This window comes from Stenotrophomonas rhizophila (assembly GCF_001704155.1).
Classification (GTDB): domain Bacteria; phylum Pseudomonadota; class Gammaproteobacteria; order Xanthomonadales; family Xanthomonadaceae; genus Stenotrophomonas; species Stenotrophomonas rhizophila_A.
The window spans coordinates 271,630-291,593 of record NZ_CP016294.1 but is presented as its reverse complement, the minus strand read 5'-3'; the positions used below and the strand labels follow the sequence as shown (position 1 = coordinate 291,593).

16 protein-coding genes are annotated in these 19,964 nt (G+C 68.0%); 12 read left to right on the top strand and 4 right to left on the bottom strand.

What is annotated here, in order from left to right; translation table 11 throughout:
- Positions 1–11: 11 nt before the first annotated feature.
- The gene (locus BAY15_RS01165) at positions 12–1,643 is read left to right on the top strand and encodes a phospholipase effector Tle1 domain-containing protein (RefSeq protein ID WP_083214024.1); all 1,632 of its coding nucleotides are present in this window, start codon (positions 12–14) and stop codon (positions 1,641–1,643) included.
- Between the two features lie 47 nt (positions 1,644–1,690).
- On the opposite strand, the gene BAY15_RS01160 is transcribed toward BAY15_RS01165, so the two are convergent.
- On the bottom strand, positions 1,691–2,308 hold the full coding sequence (locus BAY15_RS01160) for a DUF938 domain-containing protein (RefSeq protein WP_083214023.1): 618 nt from the start codon (positions 2,306–2,308) through the stop codon (positions 1,691–1,693).
- Between the two features lie 113 nt (positions 2,309–2,421).
- Here BAY15_RS01160 and BAY15_RS01155 point away from each other — a divergent pair, with 113 nt between their 5' ends.
- The 9 genes from BAY15_RS01155 to BAY15_RS01115 all read left to right on the top strand — a co-directional run bounded on the left by BAY15_RS01155 (position 2,422) and on the right by BAY15_RS01115 (position 14,923).
- On the top strand, positions 2,422–4,050 hold the full coding sequence (locus tag BAY15_RS01155; protein WP_068848204.1) for a TldD/PmbA family protein: 1,629 nt from the start codon (positions 2,422–2,424) through the stop codon (positions 4,048–4,050).
- Positions 4,051–4,174: 124 nt separating this feature from the next.
- Complete coding sequence (locus BAY15_RS01150; RefSeq protein WP_068848202.1) at positions 4,175–5,809, top strand: TldD/PmbA family protein; 1,635 nt, start codon at positions 4,175–4,177, stop codon at positions 5,807–5,809.
- Between the two features lie 21 nt (positions 5,810–5,830).
- Entirely contained in the window at positions 5,831–7,165 is a 1,335-nt protein-coding gene (locus BAY15_RS01145; RefSeq protein WP_068848200.1) for a TldD/PmbA family protein, read from the top strand.
- 16 nt (positions 7,166–7,181) lie between these two features.
- The gene (locus tag BAY15_RS01140) at positions 7,182–7,883 is read left to right on the top strand and encodes a DUF4159 domain-containing protein (protein WP_068848198.1); all 702 of its coding nucleotides are present in this window, start codon (positions 7,182–7,184) and stop codon (positions 7,881–7,883) included.
- Positions 7,884–7,944: 61 nt separating this feature from the next.
- Positions 7,945–8,931: an AAA family ATPase gene (locus tag BAY15_RS01135; RefSeq protein WP_068848196.1), complete on the top strand. Its 987-nt coding sequence runs from the start codon at positions 7,945–7,947 to the stop codon at positions 8,929–8,931.
- A gap of 7 nt (positions 8,932–8,938) precedes the next feature.
- Positions 8,939–9,829, top strand: coding sequence for a DUF58 domain-containing protein (locus BAY15_RS01130; protein WP_068848195.1), 891 nt, complete (start codon positions 8,939–8,941; stop codon positions 9,827–9,829).
- Entirely contained in the window at positions 9,826–10,947 is a 1,122-nt protein-coding gene (locus BAY15_RS01125; protein ID WP_335743683.1) for a BatA domain-containing protein, read from the top strand. Before BAY15_RS01130 ends, BAY15_RS01125 begins: the two co-directional genes overlap by 4 nt.
- Complete coding sequence (locus tag BAY15_RS01120; protein ID WP_068848193.1) at positions 10,944–13,100, top strand: hypothetical protein; 2,157 nt, start codon at positions 10,944–10,946, stop codon at positions 13,098–13,100. Before BAY15_RS01125 ends, BAY15_RS01120 begins: the two co-directional genes overlap by 4 nt.
- Positions 13,097–14,923 carry a hypothetical protein gene (locus BAY15_RS01115; RefSeq protein ID WP_068848191.1) on the top strand — a complete coding sequence of 609 codons (1,827 nt, stop codon included), beginning with the start codon at positions 13,097–13,099 and terminating at the stop codon, positions 14,921–14,923. Before BAY15_RS01120 ends, BAY15_RS01115 begins: the two co-directional genes overlap by 4 nt.
- Here BAY15_RS01115 and BAY15_RS01110 read toward each other — a convergent pair.
- From BAY15_RS01110 to BAY15_RS01100, 3 genes are all read right to left on the bottom strand, one after another.
- On the bottom strand, positions 14,915–15,220 hold the full coding sequence (locus tag BAY15_RS01110) for a type II toxin-antitoxin system RelE/ParE family toxin (RefSeq protein ID WP_068848189.1): 306 nt from the start codon (positions 15,218–15,220) through the stop codon (positions 14,915–14,917). The genes BAY15_RS01115 and BAY15_RS01110 overlap by 9 nt on opposite strands.
- Positions 15,217–15,684, bottom strand: a complete 468-nt coding sequence (locus BAY15_RS01105; protein ID WP_068848187.1) for a hypothetical protein — start codon at positions 15,682–15,684, stop codon at positions 15,217–15,219. The genes BAY15_RS01110 and BAY15_RS01105 overlap by 4 nt, the downstream gene beginning before the upstream one ends.
- A gap of 67 nt (positions 15,685–15,751) precedes the next feature.
- A complete protein-coding gene (locus BAY15_RS01100; protein ID WP_237334298.1) occupies positions 15,752–16,177 on the bottom strand; it encodes a hypothetical protein in 426 nt (141 codons plus the stop codon).
- A gap of 207 nt (positions 16,178–16,384) precedes the next feature.
- Here BAY15_RS01100 and BAY15_RS01095 point away from each other — a divergent pair, with 207 nt between their 5' ends.
- Together BAY15_RS01095 and BAY15_RS01090 are read left to right on the top strand one after the other, a co-directional pair.
- The gene (locus BAY15_RS01095; protein WP_068848184.1) at positions 16,385–18,865 is read left to right on the top strand and encodes a DEAD/DEAH box helicase; all 2,481 of its coding nucleotides are present in this window, start codon (positions 16,385–16,387) and stop codon (positions 18,863–18,865) included.
- Positions 18,862–19,905, top strand: a complete 1,044-nt coding sequence (locus BAY15_RS01090; RefSeq protein ID WP_068848182.1) for a ribonuclease H-like domain-containing protein — start codon at positions 18,862–18,864, stop codon at positions 19,903–19,905. Before BAY15_RS01095 ends, BAY15_RS01090 begins: the two co-directional genes overlap by 4 nt.
- The last annotated feature ends 59 nt before the right edge of the window (positions 19,906–19,964 follow it).

Here is a 19,964-nt window from a genome sequence, read left to right as displayed (position 1 = left end):
GGAGAATTGCCATGGGCAAGGTTGGCTCCAGCGCGGGCGTTCGGCCCGCTAGCGCAGATGACCTTCGGATGGAACTCGATGTGCGGCAGCAGATGCAGCAGCTGTCGGTGCCGATGCTTCAACGAGACGACAATGCGAACGAGTATGTGTTCTTCGCCTTCTTGGATGGAACGGGTCAGGATGTCAGGAATCCCAAGCTGGGTCCGAGCACCACTGTGGGGGAGTTGTATGACCAAGCATTCGAACTCTCGAAGGACCCACAGAGTCGGATCGGTACGCATTATGCTGCGGGCATCGGCACTCAACAAAACGCAGTGAGCCGTGCTCTTGACGGCATGCTTGCAAGTACTTGGGAGGATGGCATAACACGCTCGTACCGCGAGCTCGCCGAGCAGGTGAGTACTTGGAAGGCTACCAATCCCGATGCCGAAATCCGCGTTGTCGGCATCGGCTACAGCCGTGGCGCGGTTCAGACGGCCGGCCTGCTCCGGTTGATTGATGAGTACGGCATCGTTCCTGAAGAAGGCCTTGGGTTTGGCCATGACAGGAACGGCAACATCAGCGTCATCAGCCGATTACCACCGCTGGTGCCGCCAGGCCAGGCCGCACAGGCCACCCTGTTGCTGGATCCAGTGGCGACCAACATGCCCGCCAACTTCGACGCGCGCCTTCCACCGAGCGTGATCTCGCGCGTGGCGATCATGGCCGCCCATGAGCAGCGCGAGCTGTTTCCGCACCAGGCCATCAACGATCCCGGGATGACGCCGGATGGGCGTGCGATCAACGTCGCCGCGCCAGGTGGCCATTCCAACGTGGGCGGCGGGAACCGTGATGCTGGCCTGGAGATCCTGACCGGCAACGCCGCCATCGACTATCTGAACACGTTGCGCGACCAGCCACTGTTCGAGAAGCGCGCCGTGCCGATGGACCTGGATACGATGACGCTGTACCAGGCCGGCGGCGCGACCGCGCTGTATGGCTTGAAGATCGACCGCGACGGCGAGCGCAATCTGCGTGATGCACTGGCCAACTGCAAGATTGTCGATCCGTGCAACGACTCCGAGCCGATTGACCAGGCGCTGGCGGCGCGGTTCGAACACCGTTCCATCCAGCCCGATCCGGCGGAACAGGCGCAGCTGCAGGCCCTGGTGGAGCTGGCCGCGCAGCGCGATCAGCGGAAGGCGCCGGACGCCCCCGGGCACGTGGACAACCCCACGCTGGCCCGCATCCGGGAAGGCGTGCAGGCCGCCGAGGACAAGGGGGAGGTCAGCTTCGCTAACGGGCTGGAACGCGAACAGTTCTGCCGCTCGGCGCTGGCCTGCGCGATGGACAACCGGGAGACGCGCCAGGCGCTGTATCCCGGCAGCATGATCGGCCCGCTGCAGGGGAGCGAGATCTCCCGCGTCGATGAGGTTGTGTTCGGATCGAAGGGCTACGCCTTCCTTGTCCAGCATGGCAGCGGACCGCATGACCAGCAGCGGGTGCCGTTTGATATCGAACTGGCCAAGCAGACGCCGGTAGCGGTGTCGGACCAGAAAGTGGAGGCTGCCGCCCGCGAGATCGAGCAGCAGCAGGCGTTCCAGTTGCAGCACGCCGCCCCGCAGCAGGCGCCAGAGCCGGCGCTGGGCGGGTTTGCACGGTAACTATCGTAAGGACACGCCATGCGTGTCCAGGTGGCGGGCCGCGCGACTCACCGCCGCCAGACACGCAGCCGGTTGTTGGCCGGCATCGCCACATCGTCAACCAGCCGCAAGCCCTGCGCTGCGGCCAGCGCATCCACCGCCTCGGCATCCCGGATGCCCGATTCCGGGTCCCGCGCCTTCAGCCACCCATCGAACTGCCGGTTGCTGTCGCTGCTGTAGTTGCCGTTGTAATTGAATGGGCCATACACGCACAGCAGCGCATCGTCGGCCATCACCGCCGGCAGCCCGGCGAAGAGTGCCTGCACGTGCGGCCAGCTCATGATGTGCAGGGTGTTGGCGCTGAACACCGCATCGAAGCCCAGCGGGGCCTCCGGCAGTGGGGCCAGGCCCGGCACCGGCGCAAGTACCGCCTGCAGCGGCCACGGCGCCGGTGCGTTGGGCAGCCCCGCCGCGGCCAGGCGCTCGGCGATACCCGGCAGGTAGTCCGGATGGTCGCTGGCCTGCCACTGCAGGTGCGGCAGCTGGGCGGCGAAGTATTCGGCATGCTGGCCGGTGCCGCTGCCGATCTCCAGCACGCGCTGGCGGTCCTGCAGCAGGCGGCGCAGTACCGCCAGGATCGGGTCGCGGTTGCGCTCGCAGGCCTCGGACCAGCGTTGTTGGCTCATGACGTTCGGAAATGTCGGATCAGCGCACATCCAACCATGACCGCAGTCACTTGTGCCAGCACCGGGTCGCAAACGACAGTCGAAGGCTGATCGTTCCCGGGGAATCGAACGCTGTGCAACGCCGTGAGTTTTTGACGCTGTCTGGCATGGGCCTGGCGGGCCTGATGGTGCCGCACGCCCGCCTGATCGCCGCCGAGCAGCTGCTCGAGCCGGCCAACGCGGTCCGCAACAAGGCACTGGCCGAGGCCGCACTGGCTGCTGCCAAACGCGCCGGGGCCAGCTACTGCGACGTGCGCATCGGTCGCTACCTCAACCAGGCGGTGATCACCCGCGAGGCGCGGGTACAGAATGTCACCAACAGCGAGTCCTCCGGGATCGGCATCCGGGTCATCGTCAATGGGGCGTGGGGCTTTGCCGCCACCCACCAGCAGACCCCGGCCGCGATCCTGGCTGCAGTGGAGCAGGCCGCCGCCATTGCCCGTGCCAACGCCGGCATCCAGACCCGCCCGGTACAGCTGGCGCCGGTCAAGGGGGTGGGCGATGTGAGCTGGAAGACGCCGATCCGCAAAAACGCCATGGCGGTGCCGATCAAGGACAAGGTCGACCTGCTGCTGAGCCTGAATGCGGCCGCGACCAATGCTGGCGCCGACTTCATCAACTCCACCCTGTTCCTGGTCAACGAGCAGAAGTACTTCGCTTCCAGCGATGGCTCGTTCATCGACCAGGACGTGCACCGGATCTGGCTGCCGTTCACCGCCACCGCCATCGACAAGAGCACCGGCAAGTTCCGCACCCGCGCCGGGCTGTCCTCGCCGATGGGCATGGGCTATGAATTCCTGGATGGCGAGGCCAGCGGCAAGATCCAGCTGCCCGGCGGGATCACCGCCTACCGTGACTCGTACGATCCGGTGGAGGATGCCATCGCCGCCGCCCGCCACGCCCGCGAGAAGCTCAAGGCACCGTCGGTCAAGCCGGGCAAGTACGACCTGGTGCTGGACCCGTCCAACCTGTTCCTGACCATCCACGAGAACGTCGGCCACCCGCTGGAACTGGACCGCGTGCTCGGCTACGAGGCCAACTACGCCGGCACCAGCTTCGCCACGCTGGACAAGCGCGACGCCGGCTACCGCTGGGGCAGCGAGCGGGTCAACTTCTTTGCCGACAAGACCGCCCCGGGCAGCCTGGGTGCGGTGGGCTACGACGACGAAGGGGTCAAGACCAAGCGCTGGGACCTGGTCAAGGACGGCATCCTCGTCAACTACCAGGCCACCCGCGATGAAGTGCACCTGCTGGGCGAAACCGAATCGCACGGCTGCAGCTACGCCGATTCCTGGTCCAGCGTGCAGTTCCAGCGCATGGCCAACGTGTCGCTGGCACCGGGCAAGACCCCGCTGAGCGTGGCCGACATGATCAAGGACGTGGAGAACGGCATCTACATCCACGGCCGCGGCTCGTATTCCATCGACCAGCAACGCTTCAACGCGCAGTTCGGCGGGCAGCTGTACTTCCAGATCAAGAACGGCCAGATCGCCGGCATGGTCGAAGACGCCGCGTACCAGATCCGCACGCCGGAGTTCTGGAACGCCTGCAGCGCGATCTGCGACGAGCGCGATTTCCGCTTCGGCGGTTCGTTCTTCGATGGCAAGGGCCAGCCCGGCCAGGTCTCGGCGGTGTCGCACGGCTCGGCGACCACGCGTTTCGACGGCATCAACATCATCAACACCGCACGCAGCCTGGGCTGAGCCGCCCGGCCACCGTGCCAAACGTCACTACCGTTGGACCGCCGCGCCCGCAAGAATCGATGCACCGCTGTACCGCTGATCCCGCCTTGTTCCTGCCACCCCCACACCGACGTGGAGAGCTGCCTTGCAAAGACGTGACTTCCTTGCCCTGACCGGGCTTACTGCTGGCGGCCTGATCGTGCCGGCGTTCTTCGGCAAGGTGATTGCCGCCGAGCAACTGCACAGCACCCTGGACCCGGCGCTGAAGAAGCGCCTGGCCGACGCCGCGCTGGCCGCCGCCCGCCAGGGCGGCGCCACCTACTCCGATGTGCGTATCGGCCGCTACCTGCGCCAGTTCGTGATCACCCGCGAAGACAAGGTGCAGAACGTGGTGAACACCGAGTCCACCGGTGTGGGCATCCGCGTGATCGTCAATGGTGCCTGGGGCTTTGCCGCCACCAACCAGCTCAACCCGACCGACGTGGCGCGTGCCGCGCAGCAGGCGGTGGCCATCGCCAAGGCCAATGCCGGCGTGCAGACCGCCAAGGTGCAGCTGGCCGCTGCGCCGGGTGTGGGCGAGGTGAGCTGGAAGACGCCGATCCGCAAGAACGCGATGGAAGTGCCGATCAAGGAGAAGGTCGACCTGCTGCTGGACGTCAACGCCGCCGCGATGGGTGCGGGGGCCAGCTTCGTCAATTCGATGCTGTTCCTGGTCAACGAGCAGAAGTACTTCGCGTCCACCGATGGCTCCTACATCGACCAGGACGTGCACCGCATCTGGGCGCCGATGACGGTCACCGCCATCGACAAGGCCAGTGGCAAGTTCCGCACCCGCGAAGGCCTGTCCGCGCCGATGGGCATGGGCTACGAATACCTCGATGGCGCCGCGAGCGGCAAGGTGCTCACGCCGAACGGCGTGGTCAACTACGGCTCGTCGTACGACATGAAGGAAGACGCCATCGCGGCGGCCAAGCAGGCGCAGGAGAAGCTGAAGGCGCCGTCGGTCAAGCCGGGCAAGTACGACCTGGTACTTGACCCCTCGCACACCTGGCTGACCATCCACGAATCGGTCGGCCACCCGCTGGAACTGGACCGCGTGCTGGGCTACGAGGCCAACTACGCCGGCACCAGCTTCGCCACCCTCGACAAGCGCGAGCAGCACTTCCAGTACGGCAGCGACCTGGTCAACATCTTCGCCGACAAGACCCAGCCGGGCAGCCTCGGCGCGGTGGCCTACGACGATGAAGGCGTCAAGACCAAGCGCTGGGACCTGATCAGCAACGGCAAGCTGGTGGATTACCAGACCATCCGCGACCAGGCCCACATCCTGGGCAAGACCGAATCGGACGGCTGCTGCTATGCCGATTCCTGGTCCAGCGTGCAGTTCCAGCGCATGGCCAACGTGTCGATGGCGCCGGGCAAGACCCCGCTGAGCGTGAGCGACCTGGTCAAGGACGTCGAGAACGGCATCTACATCATCGGCGACGGTTCGTTCTCCATCGACCAGCAGCGCTACAACGCGCAGTTCGGCGGCCAGCTGTTCTATGAAATCAAGAACGGCCAGATCACCCGCATGCTCGAAGACGTGGCCTACCAGATCCGCACGCCGGAGTTCTGGAACGCCTGCAGCGCCGTGGCCGACGAACGCGATTACCGCCTGGGCGGTTCATTCTTCGACGGCAAGGGCCAGCCGGGCCAGGTTTCGGCGGTCTCGCACGGTTCGTCCACCGCGCGCTTCAACGGCATCAACGTCATCAACACCGCGCGCAGCCTCGGCTGACCGGTCAGGAGCCCTTATTCCATGAGTATCTTCACCGAAGCCCAGGCCAAGGCCATCCTCGACAAGGTCATCGCGCTGTCCAAGGCCGATGAGACCACCGCGGTGCTGGCCGGCTCGATCAACGGCAACATCCGTTTCGCGCTCAACAACGTCTCCACCAGCGGCATCGTCGACAACACCGAACTGGCCGTCACCGTGGCCTTCGGCAAGCGCGTTGGTACCGCCTCGATCAACGAGTTCGACGACGCCGCGCTGGAGCGCGTGGTCCGCCGTGCCGAGGACCTGGCCCGCCTGGCCCCGGAAAACCCGGAGTTCCTGCCGGCCATCGGCAAGCAGACTTACACCGCCAGCCCGACCTTCAGCGAATCCACCGCCGCCATCGACCCGGCGTTCCGCGCCAAGGTCGCCGCCGATTCGATCGCGCCCTGCCGTGGCAACGGCCTGATCGCCGCCGGCTTCCTGGAAGATGGCCAGGGTTTCCAGGCCACCGCCAACAGCAACGGCAACTTCGGCTACCAGCGCACCACCAACTTCGACTACACCTGCACGGTGCGCACCGAAGACGGGCGCGGTTCGGGCTGGGTGGGCCGCAACCTGAAGGACGCCGCCGACTTCAAGGCCGACCAGGACGTGCGCATCGCCATGCGCAAGGCCACCGAGTCGTCCGAAGCCAAGGCGCTGGAACCGGGCAAGTACACCGTGATCCTGGAACCGGCGGCCGCTGCCGGCCTGATCAGCTTCATGATGAACTTCTTCGATGCGCGCTCTGCCGATGAAGGCCGCAGCTTCCTGTCCAAGAAGGGTGGCGGAAACAAGCTCGGCGAGCAGGTCTACGACCCGCGCGTGAACATGTACGCCGACCCGTGGCACCCCGAGGCACCGGTGCTGCCGTGGGACCAGCAGGGCCTGCCGCGCAACAAGCTGGCCATCATCGAGAACGGCAAGGTCGCCAACCTGGATTACTCGCGCTTCTGGGCGCAGAAGCAGGGCAAGACCGCCAATGCCACCCCGGGCAACCTGCTGATGAGCGGCGGCGACAAGAGCACCGCCGAGCTGGTCCGCGGCACCCAGAAGGGGATCCTGGTCACCCGTACCTGGTACATCCGCATGGTCGATCCGCAGACCGTGCTGCTCACTGGCCTGACCCGCGACGGCACCTTCTATATCGAAAACGGCCAGATCAAGTACCCGGTGAAGAACTTCCGCTTCAACGAATCGCCGGTGATCATGCTCAACAACATCGAAGAGCTGGGCAAGCCGGTACGTGTGGCCGGTGACGAATCCAGCTTCGTGATGATGATCCCGCCGATGAAGCTGCGCGATTTCACCTTCACCTCGCTGTCCGACGCGGTCTGATGGCGCGCGTGCGGCAATGAACCGCGCGCAGTTCCTGCGGTTGATGCTTGGCGGGGCCGCCCTGGCGGCCCTGCCCTCGTTCGCCCGCGCGCAGGCCGGGCGTTACGACTTCTGGTTCACCCGGCTCAAGTACGACTCCGGCGACTGGGACGTGGACGCGCGCATGCCGTCCAACCTGATCACCTCGCTGATCGACTACACCACCCTGCGGGTCGACCCGACCGAGCATGTGGTCGCGCTGTCCGACCCGCGCATGCTGGAAGCCCCGTTCTGCTACCTGGCCGGGCACAAGCTGGTGGAATTCAACGCCGCCGAGCGGCAGAACTTCGTGCGCTATGTGCGCAACGGCGGCTTCGTGTTCGTGGATGACTGCAACCACGATATCGATGGATTGTTCGCCAAATCGTTCGAAGCACAGATGGCCAAGCTGTTCGGGCCGGCCGCGCTGAAGAAGCTGCCCAACACGCATGCGCTGTATCGAAGCTTTTTCAAGTTCCCGGACGGGCCACCAGCCACCGGCTTCGAGCTCAATGGCTGGGGCGATGATCTCGTGCACGATTACCTCAAGGGCATCGAGGTCGATGGCCGGCTGGGCGTGCTTTACAGCAATAAAGACTATGGCTGCGAGTGGGATTACGACTGGCGCAACAAGCGCTTCCTGGCCGAGGACAACACCCGGTTCGGGGTGAACATCGTGATGTATGCGTTGAACAACTAGGTTTCGCTGATTTCTTCAGCCACGCAGGGCGTGGCTCTACATTCATTGCTGCGAGCGTGCCATGCAAAACGATAGCCCCATTGACGCCCTTCTCTCCAAGCTGCAGCCCCTGCGCGATGCGCTGGGCACGGCCGTGGTCGGCCAGCATGAGGTGGTGGAGCAGCTGCTGATCGGCCTGCTGGCCGGTGGCCATGTGCTGCTGGAGGGCGCGCCAGGGCTGGGCAAGACCCTGCTGGTGCGTTCGCTCGGGCAGGCGCTGGAGCTGCAGTTCCGGCGCGTGCAGTTCACCCCGGACCTGATGCCCAGCGACATCCTGGGCACCGAGCTGCTGGAAGAAGACCACGGCACCGGCCACCGCCATTTCCGCTTCCAGCAGGGGCCGATCTTCACCCACCTGCTGCTGGCCGACGAGCTCAACCGCACCCCGCCCAAGACCCAGGCGGCGCTGCTGGAAGCCATGCAGGAACGCACCGTCAGCTACGCCGGCACCACCTACCCGTTGCCGGCGCCGTTCTTCGTGCTGGCCACGCAGAACCCGATCGAGCAGGCCGGCACCTACCCGCTGCCGGAAGCCCAGCTGGACCGGTTCCTGCTGCACGTGCGGGTGGACTACCCCACCGAGCAGGAAGAGCGCGACATCCTGGTGCAGACCACCGGCAGCAGCAGTGGCACCGTTCCCAAGGTGATGCACGCCGAGGATGTGCTGGCCCTGCAGGCGGCGGTACGGCAGGTGCATGTGAGCGATGACGTCCTGGGCTGGATCACCCGTTTGGTGCGTGCCAGCCGTCCGGGTGCCGGTGCGCCGGATGCGGTGAACCATTGGATCAAGTGGGGCGCCGGCCCACGTGCCGGGCAGTCGCTGGTGCTGGCGGCCAAGGCCCGCGCGTTGCTGCAGGGGCGTTTCGCGGCCACCCGCGACGACGTGCAGGCGCTGATCGCGCCGGTGATGCGCCACCGCCTGCTGCTCTCGTTCGCCGCCGAAGCCGAGCAGAAGGGCGCCGACGATGTGATCGCCGCGCTGCTGCAGGCCGTGCCCTTCCCCGCCTGAGCCCGCCGTGAGCCCGCACGCCCCGATCGCCATCCCCGCCGATGTCCGCAGCCGCCTCAAGGCGCTGCGGCTGTTGCCGCGGCGTGCGATTGGCGCGCAGGGCATCGGCCAGCATGCCAGCCGCAGCCGTGGCGCCGGTTTGGAATTCGCGCAGTACCGTGCCTACGAGCCCGGTGACGAACTGCGCCAGATCGACTGGAAGCTGTACGCCCGCTCGGACCGCTTCTTCGTGCGCGAGTCCGAGCGCGAAAGTCCGGTCACGATCTGGATCCTCGTCGATGCCACGGCATCGGCCGGGCAGGCCGACCGTGCACGCCCCGCGCTGTCGCGGCTGGACCATGCCTGCGCCACCGCGGCCTGCATCGTGGAACTGGCGCTGCAGCAGGGGGACCGCTTCGGCCTGGTCGCCATCAACGGCGACGGCGTGCAGCTGGTGCCAGCCGGCAGTGGTGCGCGCCAGCGCGACCGCATCCACCTGCTGCTGCACCGCCTGCGTGCGCGTGGCGCATGGCCCGCTGCGGACGCACTGCGCCCGGTCTGGGAACGCGTACAGGCCAACGACATGCTGGTGGCGCTGGGGGATGGCTTCGACGACGCCGGCACCGTGCTGCTGGAGCGGTTGGCCGCCGCCCGCCGCGATGTGGTGCAACTGCAGATCCTGACCGCCGACGAGCGTGATTTCCCGTTCCAGGACGGCCACCGCTTTCGCGATCCGGAAACGGGTGAAGAGCTGCTGGGTGATGGCCGCGCGATCCGCGACGCGTACCTGGCCCGCTTCGCCGAGGCGCAGCGCGTGCTGCAGGCACGGTTGCAGCGCGGCGGCGTTGCCCATGTGGTGACCCATACCGACCAGCCGCTGGACGCGCCGCTGCGGCTGCTGGCGGGGAGCGCGCGATGAGCCTGTCGCTGCTGTTCCCACTGGGCCTGCTGGCGTTGGCGTCACTGCTGGTGCCGTTGCTGATCCATCTGGCGCGCCGCCACCACTACGCGCCGCTGGAGTTCGCCGCGCTGCGCTGGCTGCGCGCGAAGGCCCGCCCGCGCCAGCGGATCCGCTTCGACGAATGGCCGCTGCTGCTGGTGCGCCTGTTGCTGCTTGCCGCGCTGGCCGTACTGCTGGCCCGGCCGCTGCTGCACGGCGCGCCGGTGCAGACGCCACCATGGGTGGTGGTGGCGCCGGGACTGAGCCCGCCCACGCTGCCCGCAGGCAGCGAGGGTCGCTGGCTGGCGCCCGGATTCCCGCCGCTGCAGGACACTGCCCCGGCCGGCCAGCAGCCGCTTTCGAGCCTGCTGCGCGAGCTGGATCAAACCCTGCCTGAGGGCACGGCATTAACGGTGTACGTCCCCGATCCGATGCGCGGGCTCGACGGCGAGCGGCCACGGTTGTCGCGTGCGGTGAACTGGCGGCCGGTGGCGATGCCGGTGGGCGCGCCGGTGCAGGACAGCGCGCCGCAGCTGCGCGTCAGCGGCGATGACCAGGAACCGTCCAAACGGGGTGTGCTCGATGCCCTGCAGCGCGCGTGGAGCGGGCAGCCGCTGTCGGCGCCGCTCGCTACCGATGCCGTGCCGGAACAAGGTCAGGTCGGCGTGTGGCTGGCCGATGCGCCACTGCCGGCCGCTTGGCAGGCCTGGGTGCACGATGGCGGCAGCGTGTTGACCGTTTCGACCAAGGCGGCCACCGGTACCGGTACGACGGTGCTGCAGGATGCCAGCGGCAAGGCTGCGGTCATGCGCCATGCCCTCGGTCGCGGACAGGTGCTGCGCTTCACTGCCGCGCTGTCACCCGATGCACTGCCGATCGTGCGCGAACCGTCGTTCCCGCGCCGCCTGCTGGAGCAGGTGCGGCCGCTGCCGTCGCCGCAACTGGCGCCGGCTGCCGTGCAGGCGCCGCTGACCGGTGCCAGCCCGCCGCTGGCACAGCCGCGTGATCTGGCAACCTGGCTGCTGGCGGTGATCGTGCTGCTGTTCGCCCTGGAGCGCTGGATGGCCACCGCACCGCGACGCGGGGCAAGCGCATGAACTGCGTTCACCAGGCATGGCAGCGCGCGCGTCGCCGGCGGTGGTGGATCACCGCATTGCTGCGGGTGCCACTGGCGCTGGCCCTAACCGCCATCGCCGCGCGCGTGGCGGGCATCAACATCGGCTCTATCGTGCTGCTGGCAGCCCTGCTGGTCGTCGCAGGTACGGCCACCTGGCGCGCGCGACGGCTGGACCGGCACTGGCTGGTGCGCCAGCTGGACACGCATGCCATCGCGCAGGACAGCGCCGATCTGCTGTTCGCCGATACCGCCGCACTCAATCCCCTGCAGCAACGCCAGCAGGCACGCGTCACTGCCGCGCTGCAGGCCGCGCCGCCGGACCTGCGCACCGCTTGGCCGAAGCGCTGGCTGGCCGTGTCGTGGTGTGGCGGAATGCTGGTGGCCGTGCTCGCCGCAGGCTGGCCTGCACCGGGCGCACCGCTGCCGGGCCTTCCCGGCCGTGCGACGCCTACCGCCAGCCCGGCCCAACCGCCCAGCCTGCAGTCCTCCCGGTTGCAGATCCAGGCACCGGCCTACACCGGCCAGGCACTGCGCACCCAGACCGCACTGGACGCCAAGGTAGTGCAGGGCAGCGTGCTGGACTGGTCGCTGCGTTTCAGCGCACAGCCCACGCAGGCCGCATTGCAGCTGCATGACGGCACCCGCATTGCGCTGCGCCGCGATGGTGAGGCGTGGGTGGCGCAGTGGAAGGCGGCCAGGCCCACGCTGTACCGCATCGTCACCGAGCCGGCGCTGACCGCACCCAAGCTGTATCGCCTGGATGTGGTGCCCGACCGCCCGCCGAGTGTCCGCGTGATCGCACCGGACCGCACCCTGGTCCTGGCCACGCCCGGCCAGCGCCAATGGACCCTGCAGTTCGAGGCCAGCGATGACTTCGGTGTGGCGGCAAGCGCCGAACTGCACCTGACCCTGGCCCAGGGCAGCGGGGAGAACATCACCTTCCGTGAGCAGCGCATCGCGCTGGCCGGCACCGGCCCGGCCACCCAGCGCCGCTTCGCGCGCACGCTGGACCTGGCTGCACTCGGCGCCGGACCGGGCAACGATGTGATCGCGCAGCTGCAGGTGCGCGACAACCACACGCCCACCGCACAGACCGCGCAAAGCACCAGCCTGATCCTGCGCCTGCCCAGCGAAGAACAGGTACTGGGCACGGATATGGAGGGCATGGTCAAGAAAACCCTGCCAGCCTACTTCCGCAGCCAGCGCCAGATCATCATCGACGCCGAAGCACTGATCAAACTGCGCCGCCAGCTGCCGGCCGACGAATTCGTGAAGCGCTCCGATGCGATCGGCGTGGACCAGCGCATTCTGCGCCTGCGCTATGGGCAGTTCCTGGGTGAGGAAAGCGAAGGGGGCGCCAAGCCGCCGCCGACCAGTGACAGCCTGCCCACCAGCGACGTGCCTGCCGACGGTCATGCTGACGAGCACGATCACGAGACTGCCACTGCCCAGACGGGTCATGACGACCACGACCATGCCCCGGCCAAGGCCGACGGCGCGCCGACATTCGGCGCCGCCACCGACGTGCTCTCCGAGTACGGCCACACCCACGACCATGCCGAAGCAGCCACCCTGCTCGATCCGCAGACCCGCGCGATCCTGAAGGCCGCGCTGGACCAGATGTGGTCATCGGAAGGTGAACTGCGCCAGGGCCGCCCCGAGCGCGCGCTGCCGTTCGCCAACAAGGCACTGGCCTTCATCAAACAGGTGCAGCAGGCCGAGCGCATCTATCTGGCCCGGGTCGGGCCCGAGCTGCCGCCCATCGACGAAAGCCGTCGCATGACCGGCGACCGCACCGATCTCGGCAGCCGCTCCTCCACCATTACCCCCGTGGACGCGCCCGATCCCGCCATCGTGGCGGTCTGGCAGCAGTTGGCCGACACCCGCACAACGCCGGACCTCGACGCGCTGAGCCAGTGGCTGGGCCGCCATCAATCGCGACTGTCCGACCCCCTCAGTCTCGCGGCGGCAGTCGAAGAACTGCGCCTCACACCGGACTGTGCACCCTGCCGCACCACATTGCGCGCACAACTGTGGCGCGCGTTGCAGCGACCATTGCCGCAGTTGGAACGGCGCAGCGCGCCGGACCCGATGGCGCAGCGCTACCTGGATGCCCTGGAGGGCGCGCGATGAGCATGGCCCTATGGATCGCCATCGCCTTGGCCCTGATCACCCTCGCAGGCAGCGTACGCATCCTCCGCGTAGAGCCACGCCGTGCGGGGCTGCCTTCACCCAGACGCACCGCATTGCTGGTGTTGCAGGCACTGTCCGCCCTCCTGCTCTACTTCACGCTCGTACCACCACAGCGCAGCGTGGAAGCCGGCCAGCTCACCGTACTGACCGGCAATGCCGCATCGGCAGGCACCGTGCCCGCCGGTGCAAACATGATCGCGCTGCCCGAGGCAACGCCCAATGCAGGCGCCGTACGTGCCCCCGATCTGGCCACCGCGTTGCGCCAGCATCCGGGCAGCACGTCGCTGCTGCTGGTCGGCGATGGACTGTCCGCGCGCGATCGCGATACCGCGTTGCCGCTGCGGGTAACGGTGCAATCCCCTGCCGCGCCCCGCGGTTGGCTGGATCTCCAGCCGCCGTCGGTCACCGCACCCGGCGCGCTGTTCGAGGTTGCCGCACGTGCCGGCGGTGTCGACGGGGCGCGGGCCGAACTGCTCGACCCGGCTGGCATGGTGGTCGACCGCGCACCGCTGGACGCGCAGGGCAATGTGCGCCTGCACGGCAGCGCGCGCGCCGCAGGGCGCAGTGAATTCACCCTGCGCCTGCTCGACGCCAAGCAGCACGCGGTGGACAGCCTTCCGGTGCCGCAGCAGACCGTGGCCGCAGCCCCACCGCGCGTGCTGATCCTCGCCGGCGCACCCGGCCCGGAACTGAAGTACCTGCGTCGCTGGGCCAGCGATACCCGCCTGGCCGTGCAGGCCCAGGCCAACGCCGGTGGCGGGGTGATGCTGGGCGATGCGCCGGTTGCCCTGAGCACTGCACGTCTGGCCGCCACCGACGTGCTGGTGCTCGACGAACGCAGTCTGGCGGCACTGAGTGCGGCGCAACGCACGCTGGTGCAGCAGGCACTGTGCGATGGGCTGGGCGTGGTGGTGCGCAGCAGCGGCCCGCTCAACGACGCTACCCGCCAGGCGCTGCGCAATTGGGGCCTGCCGGTGAGCGCCGGCACCCGCGCAGCACCGCTGCAGCTGCCGGCCGATCCGGAAGCGGCGCTGCTACGGGCACGGCGCGGCCCGCAGCGCCCGTCCACCGACAGCACCGCGTGGATGGACGAAGCCGACGCCGCATCACATAGCGCCACGCCGCCCGCGCTGGAGCGGTTCGACGCGGGGGTGACCGATTCAGAGGCGTTGCTGCTCGACGCCAAGGGCAACGCCGTGGGCGGCTGGCGCAGCGTCGGTCGCGGCCGCATCGCCCTGCTCCCGGTTACCGACAGCTACCGGCTGGTCCTGTCCGGCCGCGACGACCGCTACGCCGAGCTGTGGTCGGGCGTGTTGTCCAAGGTCGCGCGCGCGCTGCCGGGTGCGCCTGCCATCCGCCTGCAGACAGCAACGCCCTGGTCGGGCGAGCGCGTGACCCTGTGCGAGGTACCCAACGGCACCCGCGTCCGCGACGCCGAAGGCCATACGGTCGCCCTGCAGGTCGATCCGGCCAGCGGCAGCCAGCAGTGCGCCGGCTACTGGCCGCAGCAGCCCGGGTGGCACCAGCTCCAGCACGGCGACACCGTGCAGGCGTTCTACGTATTCGACCCGGCCACCGCGCAACCGCTGTACCGCCAGCAGCTGCGCGCCGCCACTGCGAATCGCCTGGCTGAAACGAATGCCACCTCGAGCGGAACGCCCGACAGCGTCCCCGGCCCGCGCTGGCCGTGGCTCCTCGCCTTCATCGCCGTCGCCGGCATGATGTGGTGGCTCGAGCGGCGTCGACGGCCCGCCTCAGGTTGAACGCTTCCAGTCAGAAGCAGCGGGCGCCAACGAGATGATCCGCACATCGTTACCTTCGCGCGTGTATACAAGAAGATGGCGCGTGCTTCTGCATACGTAGAGGCGTGTGCCCTTTAGAGGTCCCTGTCGCCAAGTGGCCACGCCGTCCAGGGCATCAGCCTCCTGCTCCATGTTCGCGTCCGCTTCCAACGAGGCGCGGTAGATCGCAGGATCTTCGTAGTCCATCGCGCGGGCGAATGCCGCATCAAGAAGTCGCTGGCGATCCTCCAGTGCCGAAGGTGTCCACAGGACGCTCACCTCTTCCGGTCCTTCCGCCTCATCATTTCATCCAGCTGGGCCAGGTGCCTGGCTTTGATGTCGTCCATGTGCGCCTTTGCGTCCGCGCTCGAAAGCGGCGGCCGGGTGTCAGCCAGCGCCTTTGCTGCACCTTCGCGCAGAAACTCGGCATACGCCGCGTCCTCATGGCTTTGCTTCAGCGCTGCAGTCCGATCCGGTCGCCGACGCCGTTCCTCGGGTTCGGAATAGCCACTTGCATCAACGTGGTACCGGTTGATGCCGAGCTCTCTGCGAAGCACGCGTACGGCGGCATCGAGTCCAGCGAACAGGCGGGTGGCCCCAGCCTTGGTGGCCAGTGCACGTTCTCCGATCCCAAGTTTGAACGTGACGGCATATCCGCCAGCCTGACCCACCAAGAGGGTGTCGTGAACACTGCCGGCAGCGGCAAGTTCCCTCGCGGTGGCGAGTTGTACTGTCTGCATCATGCCAGCCTCCCAATTAATCATTACTTGGGAATAATACAACCATTGCTCATGAACTGGCTGAAGCCGCTCATTTTGCCGACGCGGGGTCACACTCCGCCTCCACCTCACAGAATTTCATCGCGCGGCGCTGCTGGGCCGCGTCCAGCTGCGGCGGCGGGCGCGCGATGGCGGACTGGATCGGGTCCGGGGCGCGGGTCAGGGTATGCAGCCCCTGGGCGGTTTTTGCGATGCCGTAGTTGATGCCCATCATCAAATAGCCGCCGCGCATGCCCACCTCCTCCAGCGAGGGGGGTTCGTGCCAGACGCGGTTGAACGCGTTGGGTTCGGGCTGCACCGGGGATTTGAAGCGATACAGGTCCACTGGCACGTCGTCCTCGGGCTTGAGCGCGCGCACCTCGCCCAGCGTGGTGACGCGGGCGTCCGCGCTGTCGGCGGGTTCGCCGCGATCCTGCTGGGCCTGGGCCCCGTTCGCCAGCAGCAGCCCGGCGATCATTGTCGTTGTTGCCATCCCTGTGGGTAATGCCACGTGTCGTCCTGTCAGCAGCGTCCAGCGCGCAGCGTACGAAGACCGCCTTCAGATTTCGTTGCCCGTGCCCGACCGCAGCGCAGGCGCTGAATCATTCACCCGCCCGGCCGGCGATGTCTCAACCGCTGAGACGCGATTGTGCTTCCATGGCGTCCTTTGCAGACCGTTGTACCCATGGCCTACGAACTCGCCAAGCGCACCGAAGATGCCGAGCGCCGCCTCGCGACCACCGACGGGCTGCCCTCGCGCAACGGCGCGCTGCTCACCGCGCGGCTGCAGCAGCGCTACGCCGACCGCATCACCGGCAGTTTCACGATCCCGGGCCGCGAAGGCCGCTATGCGCCCATCCCGGCGGATGTGCCGGCCGCGCTGACCGCCGCGCTGAAGGCGCGGGGCATCGAGCAGCTGTACAGCCACCAGGCCGAAGCATGGGAGGCCACCCAGCGGGGTGAGCACGTGGCCATCGTCACCCCCACCGCCAGCGGCAAGTCGCTGTGCTACACCCTGCCGGTGGTCAGCGCCGCCATGCAGGGCAAGGCCAAGGCGCTGTACCTGTTCCCAACCAAGGCGTTGGCCCAGGACCAGGTGGCCGAGCTGCTGGAGCTCAACCGCGCCGGCGACCTGGGGGTCAAGGCGTTCACGTTCGACGGCGACACCCCCGGTGACGCGCGCCAGGCGATCCGCCTGCACGGCGACATCGTGGTCTCCAACCCGGACATGCTGCACCAGGCCATCCTGCCGCATCACACCAAGTGGGCGCAGTTCTTCGAGAACCTGCGCTATGTGGTGATCGATGAGGTGCACACCTACCGCGGCGTATTCGGCAGCCATGTCACCAACGTGCTGCGCCGGCTCAAGCGGATCTGCGCCTTCTACGGCGTGTCGCCGCAGTTCATCCTGTGCTCGGCCACCATCGGCAACCCGCAGGCGCATGCCGAAGCGCTGATCGAGGCACCGGTCACCGCCATCACCGAATCCGGCGCACCGACCGGGCCCAAGCACGTGCTGCTGTGGAACCCGCCGGTGGTCAATGCCGACCTGGGCCTGCGGGCCTCGGCGCGTTCGCAGAGCAACCGCATCGCCCGCATCGCGATCAAATCCGGGCTGAAGACGCTGATCTTCGCGCAGAGCCGGTTGATGGTCGAAGTACTCACCAAGTACCTGAAGGACATCTTCGACCACGACCCGCGCAAGCCCCCACGCATCCGCGCCTACCGTGGCGGCTACCTGCCCACCGAACGCCGCGAGACCGAGCGCGCCATGCGCGCCGGCAACATCGACGGCATCGTCAGCACCTCGGCGCTGGAACTGGGCGTGGATATCGGCAGCCTGGACGTGGTGGTGCTCAACGGCTACCCCGGCAGCGTGGCCGCCACCTGGCAGCGCTTTGGCCGCGCCGGCCGACGCCAGCAGCCCGCCCTTGGCGTGCTGGTGGCCAGCTCGCAGCCGCTGGACCAGTACGTGGTGCGGCACCCGGACTTCTTCGCCGAGGCCTCGCCCGAACACGCGCGCACCGCCCCGGACCAGCCGCTGATCCTGTTCGACCACATCCGCTGCGCCGCCTTCGAGCTGCCGTTCCTGGCCGGCGACCCGTTCGGGCCGATCGATCCGCTGGTGTTCCTCGAAGCGCTGGCCGAAACCGAGGTGGTGCACCGCGAAGGCGACCGCTGGGAGTGGATCGCCGACAGCTACCCGGCCAACGCGGTGAGCCTGCGCTCGGTGGCCGACGGCAACTTCGTGGTGGTGGACCGCAGCGACGGCAAGCAGCAGATCATTGCCGAGGTGGATTACTCCGCCGCCGCGCTGACCCTGTACGAAGGCGCCATCCACATGGTGCAGTCCACCCCGTACCAGGTGGAACGTCTCGACTGGGAAGGCCGCAAGGCCTACGTCACCCGCACCCACGTGGACTACTACACCGACAGCATCGACTTCACCAAGCTCAAGGTGCTGGACCGCTTCGACGGCTGCATGGCCGGCCAGGGCGATTCGCACCACGGCGAAGTGCACGTGGTGCGGCGCGTGGCCGGCTACAAGAAGATCCGCTACTACACCCACGAAAACATCGGCTATGGGCCGGTCAACCTGCCCGACCAGGAACTGCACACCACCGCGGTGTGGTGGCAGCTGCCGCAGGGGCTGCTGCTGACCGCGTTCGATTCGAAACAGGAAGCACTGGATGGCTTCCTGGGTGCGGCCTACGCGCTGCACATCGTCGCCACGGTGGCGGTGATGGCCGATGCGCGCGACCTGCAGAAGGCGGTGGGCAATGGCGACGGCGCGTGGTTTGCAGTTGCCGACCAGAGCGGTCGCGGCCAGCTGCGTGGCGCCGAGTTCGATGCCAGCGCCATCGAACTGCAGCAGCAGTTCGTGCCCACCGTGTACCTGTACGACAACTTCCCCGGCGGCGTGGGCTTGAGCGAGCCGCTGTGGCTGCGCCAGGCCGAGCTGCTGCAACGCGCGCAGGAACTGGTGCAGCGCTGCGACTGCAAGGCCGGTTGCCCGGCCTGCGTGGGCCCGGTGCTGGCCGGCCAGGAAGACGATGCCACCACGCCCAAGGCGCTGGCCTTGAAGGTACTGGCGCTGTTTGACGAACAGGCGCTGCCGGCTGCCAGCGCACGTGCGCAGCACGAGGCCGAGGTGGTGCCGTTTTGAGCCTGAGCCTGGACAAGCTGCGCCTGCTGCGGCGCCAGGCCGGTGACGCTACGCCGCGCCCGGCAACCGCCGAGCCCGCCGCCGTACCCGCAACCGCGGTGCCGGTGGCCGCCAATGATGCACAGGCGCGACGCGCTGCGCCCGACTCGGTGTTCGCCTGGGTGGAGCAGGAAATCCGCCACAAGCCGACCGGTGAGAGCGCCCCCGTGCCGGCACCGCCACCGCTGCGCAGGCCCGATGTGGGTGGCCTGCACCGGCTGCTGGGGCTGCGTGATCGCGGTACGGCGGCGGCACGACCGCGCGCGAGCGCACAGGATCGGCATGTGCCGGGTGAGGAGATCGCACCGGGCCTGTTCCTGATCGAATCGTTCCTGCCGCAGGCCATCCCGACCCAGCCGCTGTCGCTGGCCTTTGCCAAACGCGACGGCGAACAGGTGCAGCCGCAGGACCTGATGTTCTTCGATACCGAAACCACCGGCCTGGCCGGCGGCACCGGCACCCGTGCCTTCATGATCGGCGCGGCCGACTGGCACCGCGATGCCGCGCGCGGCGACGGCCTGCGCATCCGCCAGCTGCTGATGACCACCATGGCCGCCGAGACCGCGATGCTGGCCGAGTTCGCGCGCTGGCTGCAGCCCACCACGGTGTTTTCCAGCTACAACGGCCGCTGCTACGACGCACCGCTGCTGAAGACCCGCTACCGGCTGGCCCGCCAGCGCTGCCCGATCACCCCGCTGGACCACGTGGACCTGCTGTTCCCCACCCGCCGCCGCTACCGCGGCACCTGGGAGAACTGCCGGCTGGCCACCATCGAGCGCCAGCTGCTGCAGATCGTGCGCGAAGACGACCTGCCCGGTTCCGAAGCGCCGACGGCGTGGCTGAACTACCTGCGCGGTGGCAGCGCGGTGAACCTGCGCCGGGTGGCCGAGCACAACCACCAGGACGTGGTGACGCTGTCGCTGCTGATGCAGCGGTTGGTGGCCGAGGAGCGGCGCGAGCGGGAAACCCTGGCGCTGGAAGGCGGCCCCGTCCGCAGCTGAGCGGGCCGTTGACACCCCGTGCAGCCGCGGCGGTGCAAGCTGGCCGCACTTACCCGCTC

What these genes read in the sequence shown, in the direction of transcription:
- BAY15_RS01165 (WP_083214024.1), top strand. Translation starts at nt 12, where the DNA reads ATGGGCAAGGTTGGCTCCAGCGCGGGCGTTCGGCCCGCTAGCGCAGAT.
- BAY15_RS01160 (WP_083214023.1), bottom strand. Translation starts at nt 2,308, where the DNA reads ATGAGCCAACAACGCTGGTCCGAGGCCTGCGAGCGCAACCGCGACCCG.
- BAY15_RS01145 (WP_068848200.1), top strand. Translation starts at nt 5,831, where the DNA reads ATGAGTATCTTCACCGAAGCCCAGGCCAAGGCCATCCTCGACAAGGTC.
- BAY15_RS01140 (WP_068848198.1), top strand. Translation starts at nt 7,182, where the DNA reads ATGAACCGCGCGCAGTTCCTGCGGTTGATGCTTGGCGGGGCCGCCCTG.
- BAY15_RS01135 (WP_068848196.1), top strand. Translation starts at nt 7,945, where the DNA reads ATGCAAAACGATAGCCCCATTGACGCCCTTCTCTCCAAGCTGCAGCCC.
- BAY15_RS01125 (WP_335743683.1), top strand. Translation starts at nt 9,826, where the DNA reads ATGAGCCTGTCGCTGCTGTTCCCACTGGGCCTGCTGGCGTTGGCGTCA.
- BAY15_RS01120 (WP_068848193.1), top strand. Translation starts at nt 10,944, where the DNA reads ATGAACTGCGTTCACCAGGCATGGCAGCGCGCGCGTCGCCGGCGGTGG.
- BAY15_RS01115 (WP_068848191.1), top strand. Translation starts at nt 13,097, where the DNA reads ATGAGCATGGCCCTATGGATCGCCATCGCCTTGGCCCTGATCACCCTC.
- BAY15_RS01105 (WP_068848187.1), bottom strand. Translation starts at nt 15,684, where the DNA reads ATGATGCAGACAGTACAACTCGCCACCGCGAGGGAACTTGCCGCTGCC.
- BAY15_RS01100 (WP_237334298.1), bottom strand. Translation starts at nt 16,177, where the DNA reads ATGATCGCCGGGCTGCTGCTGGCGAACGGGGCCCAGGCCCAGCAGGAT.
- BAY15_RS01095 (WP_068848184.1), top strand. Translation starts at nt 16,385, where the DNA reads ATGGCCTACGAACTCGCCAAGCGCACCGAAGATGCCGAGCGCCGCCTC.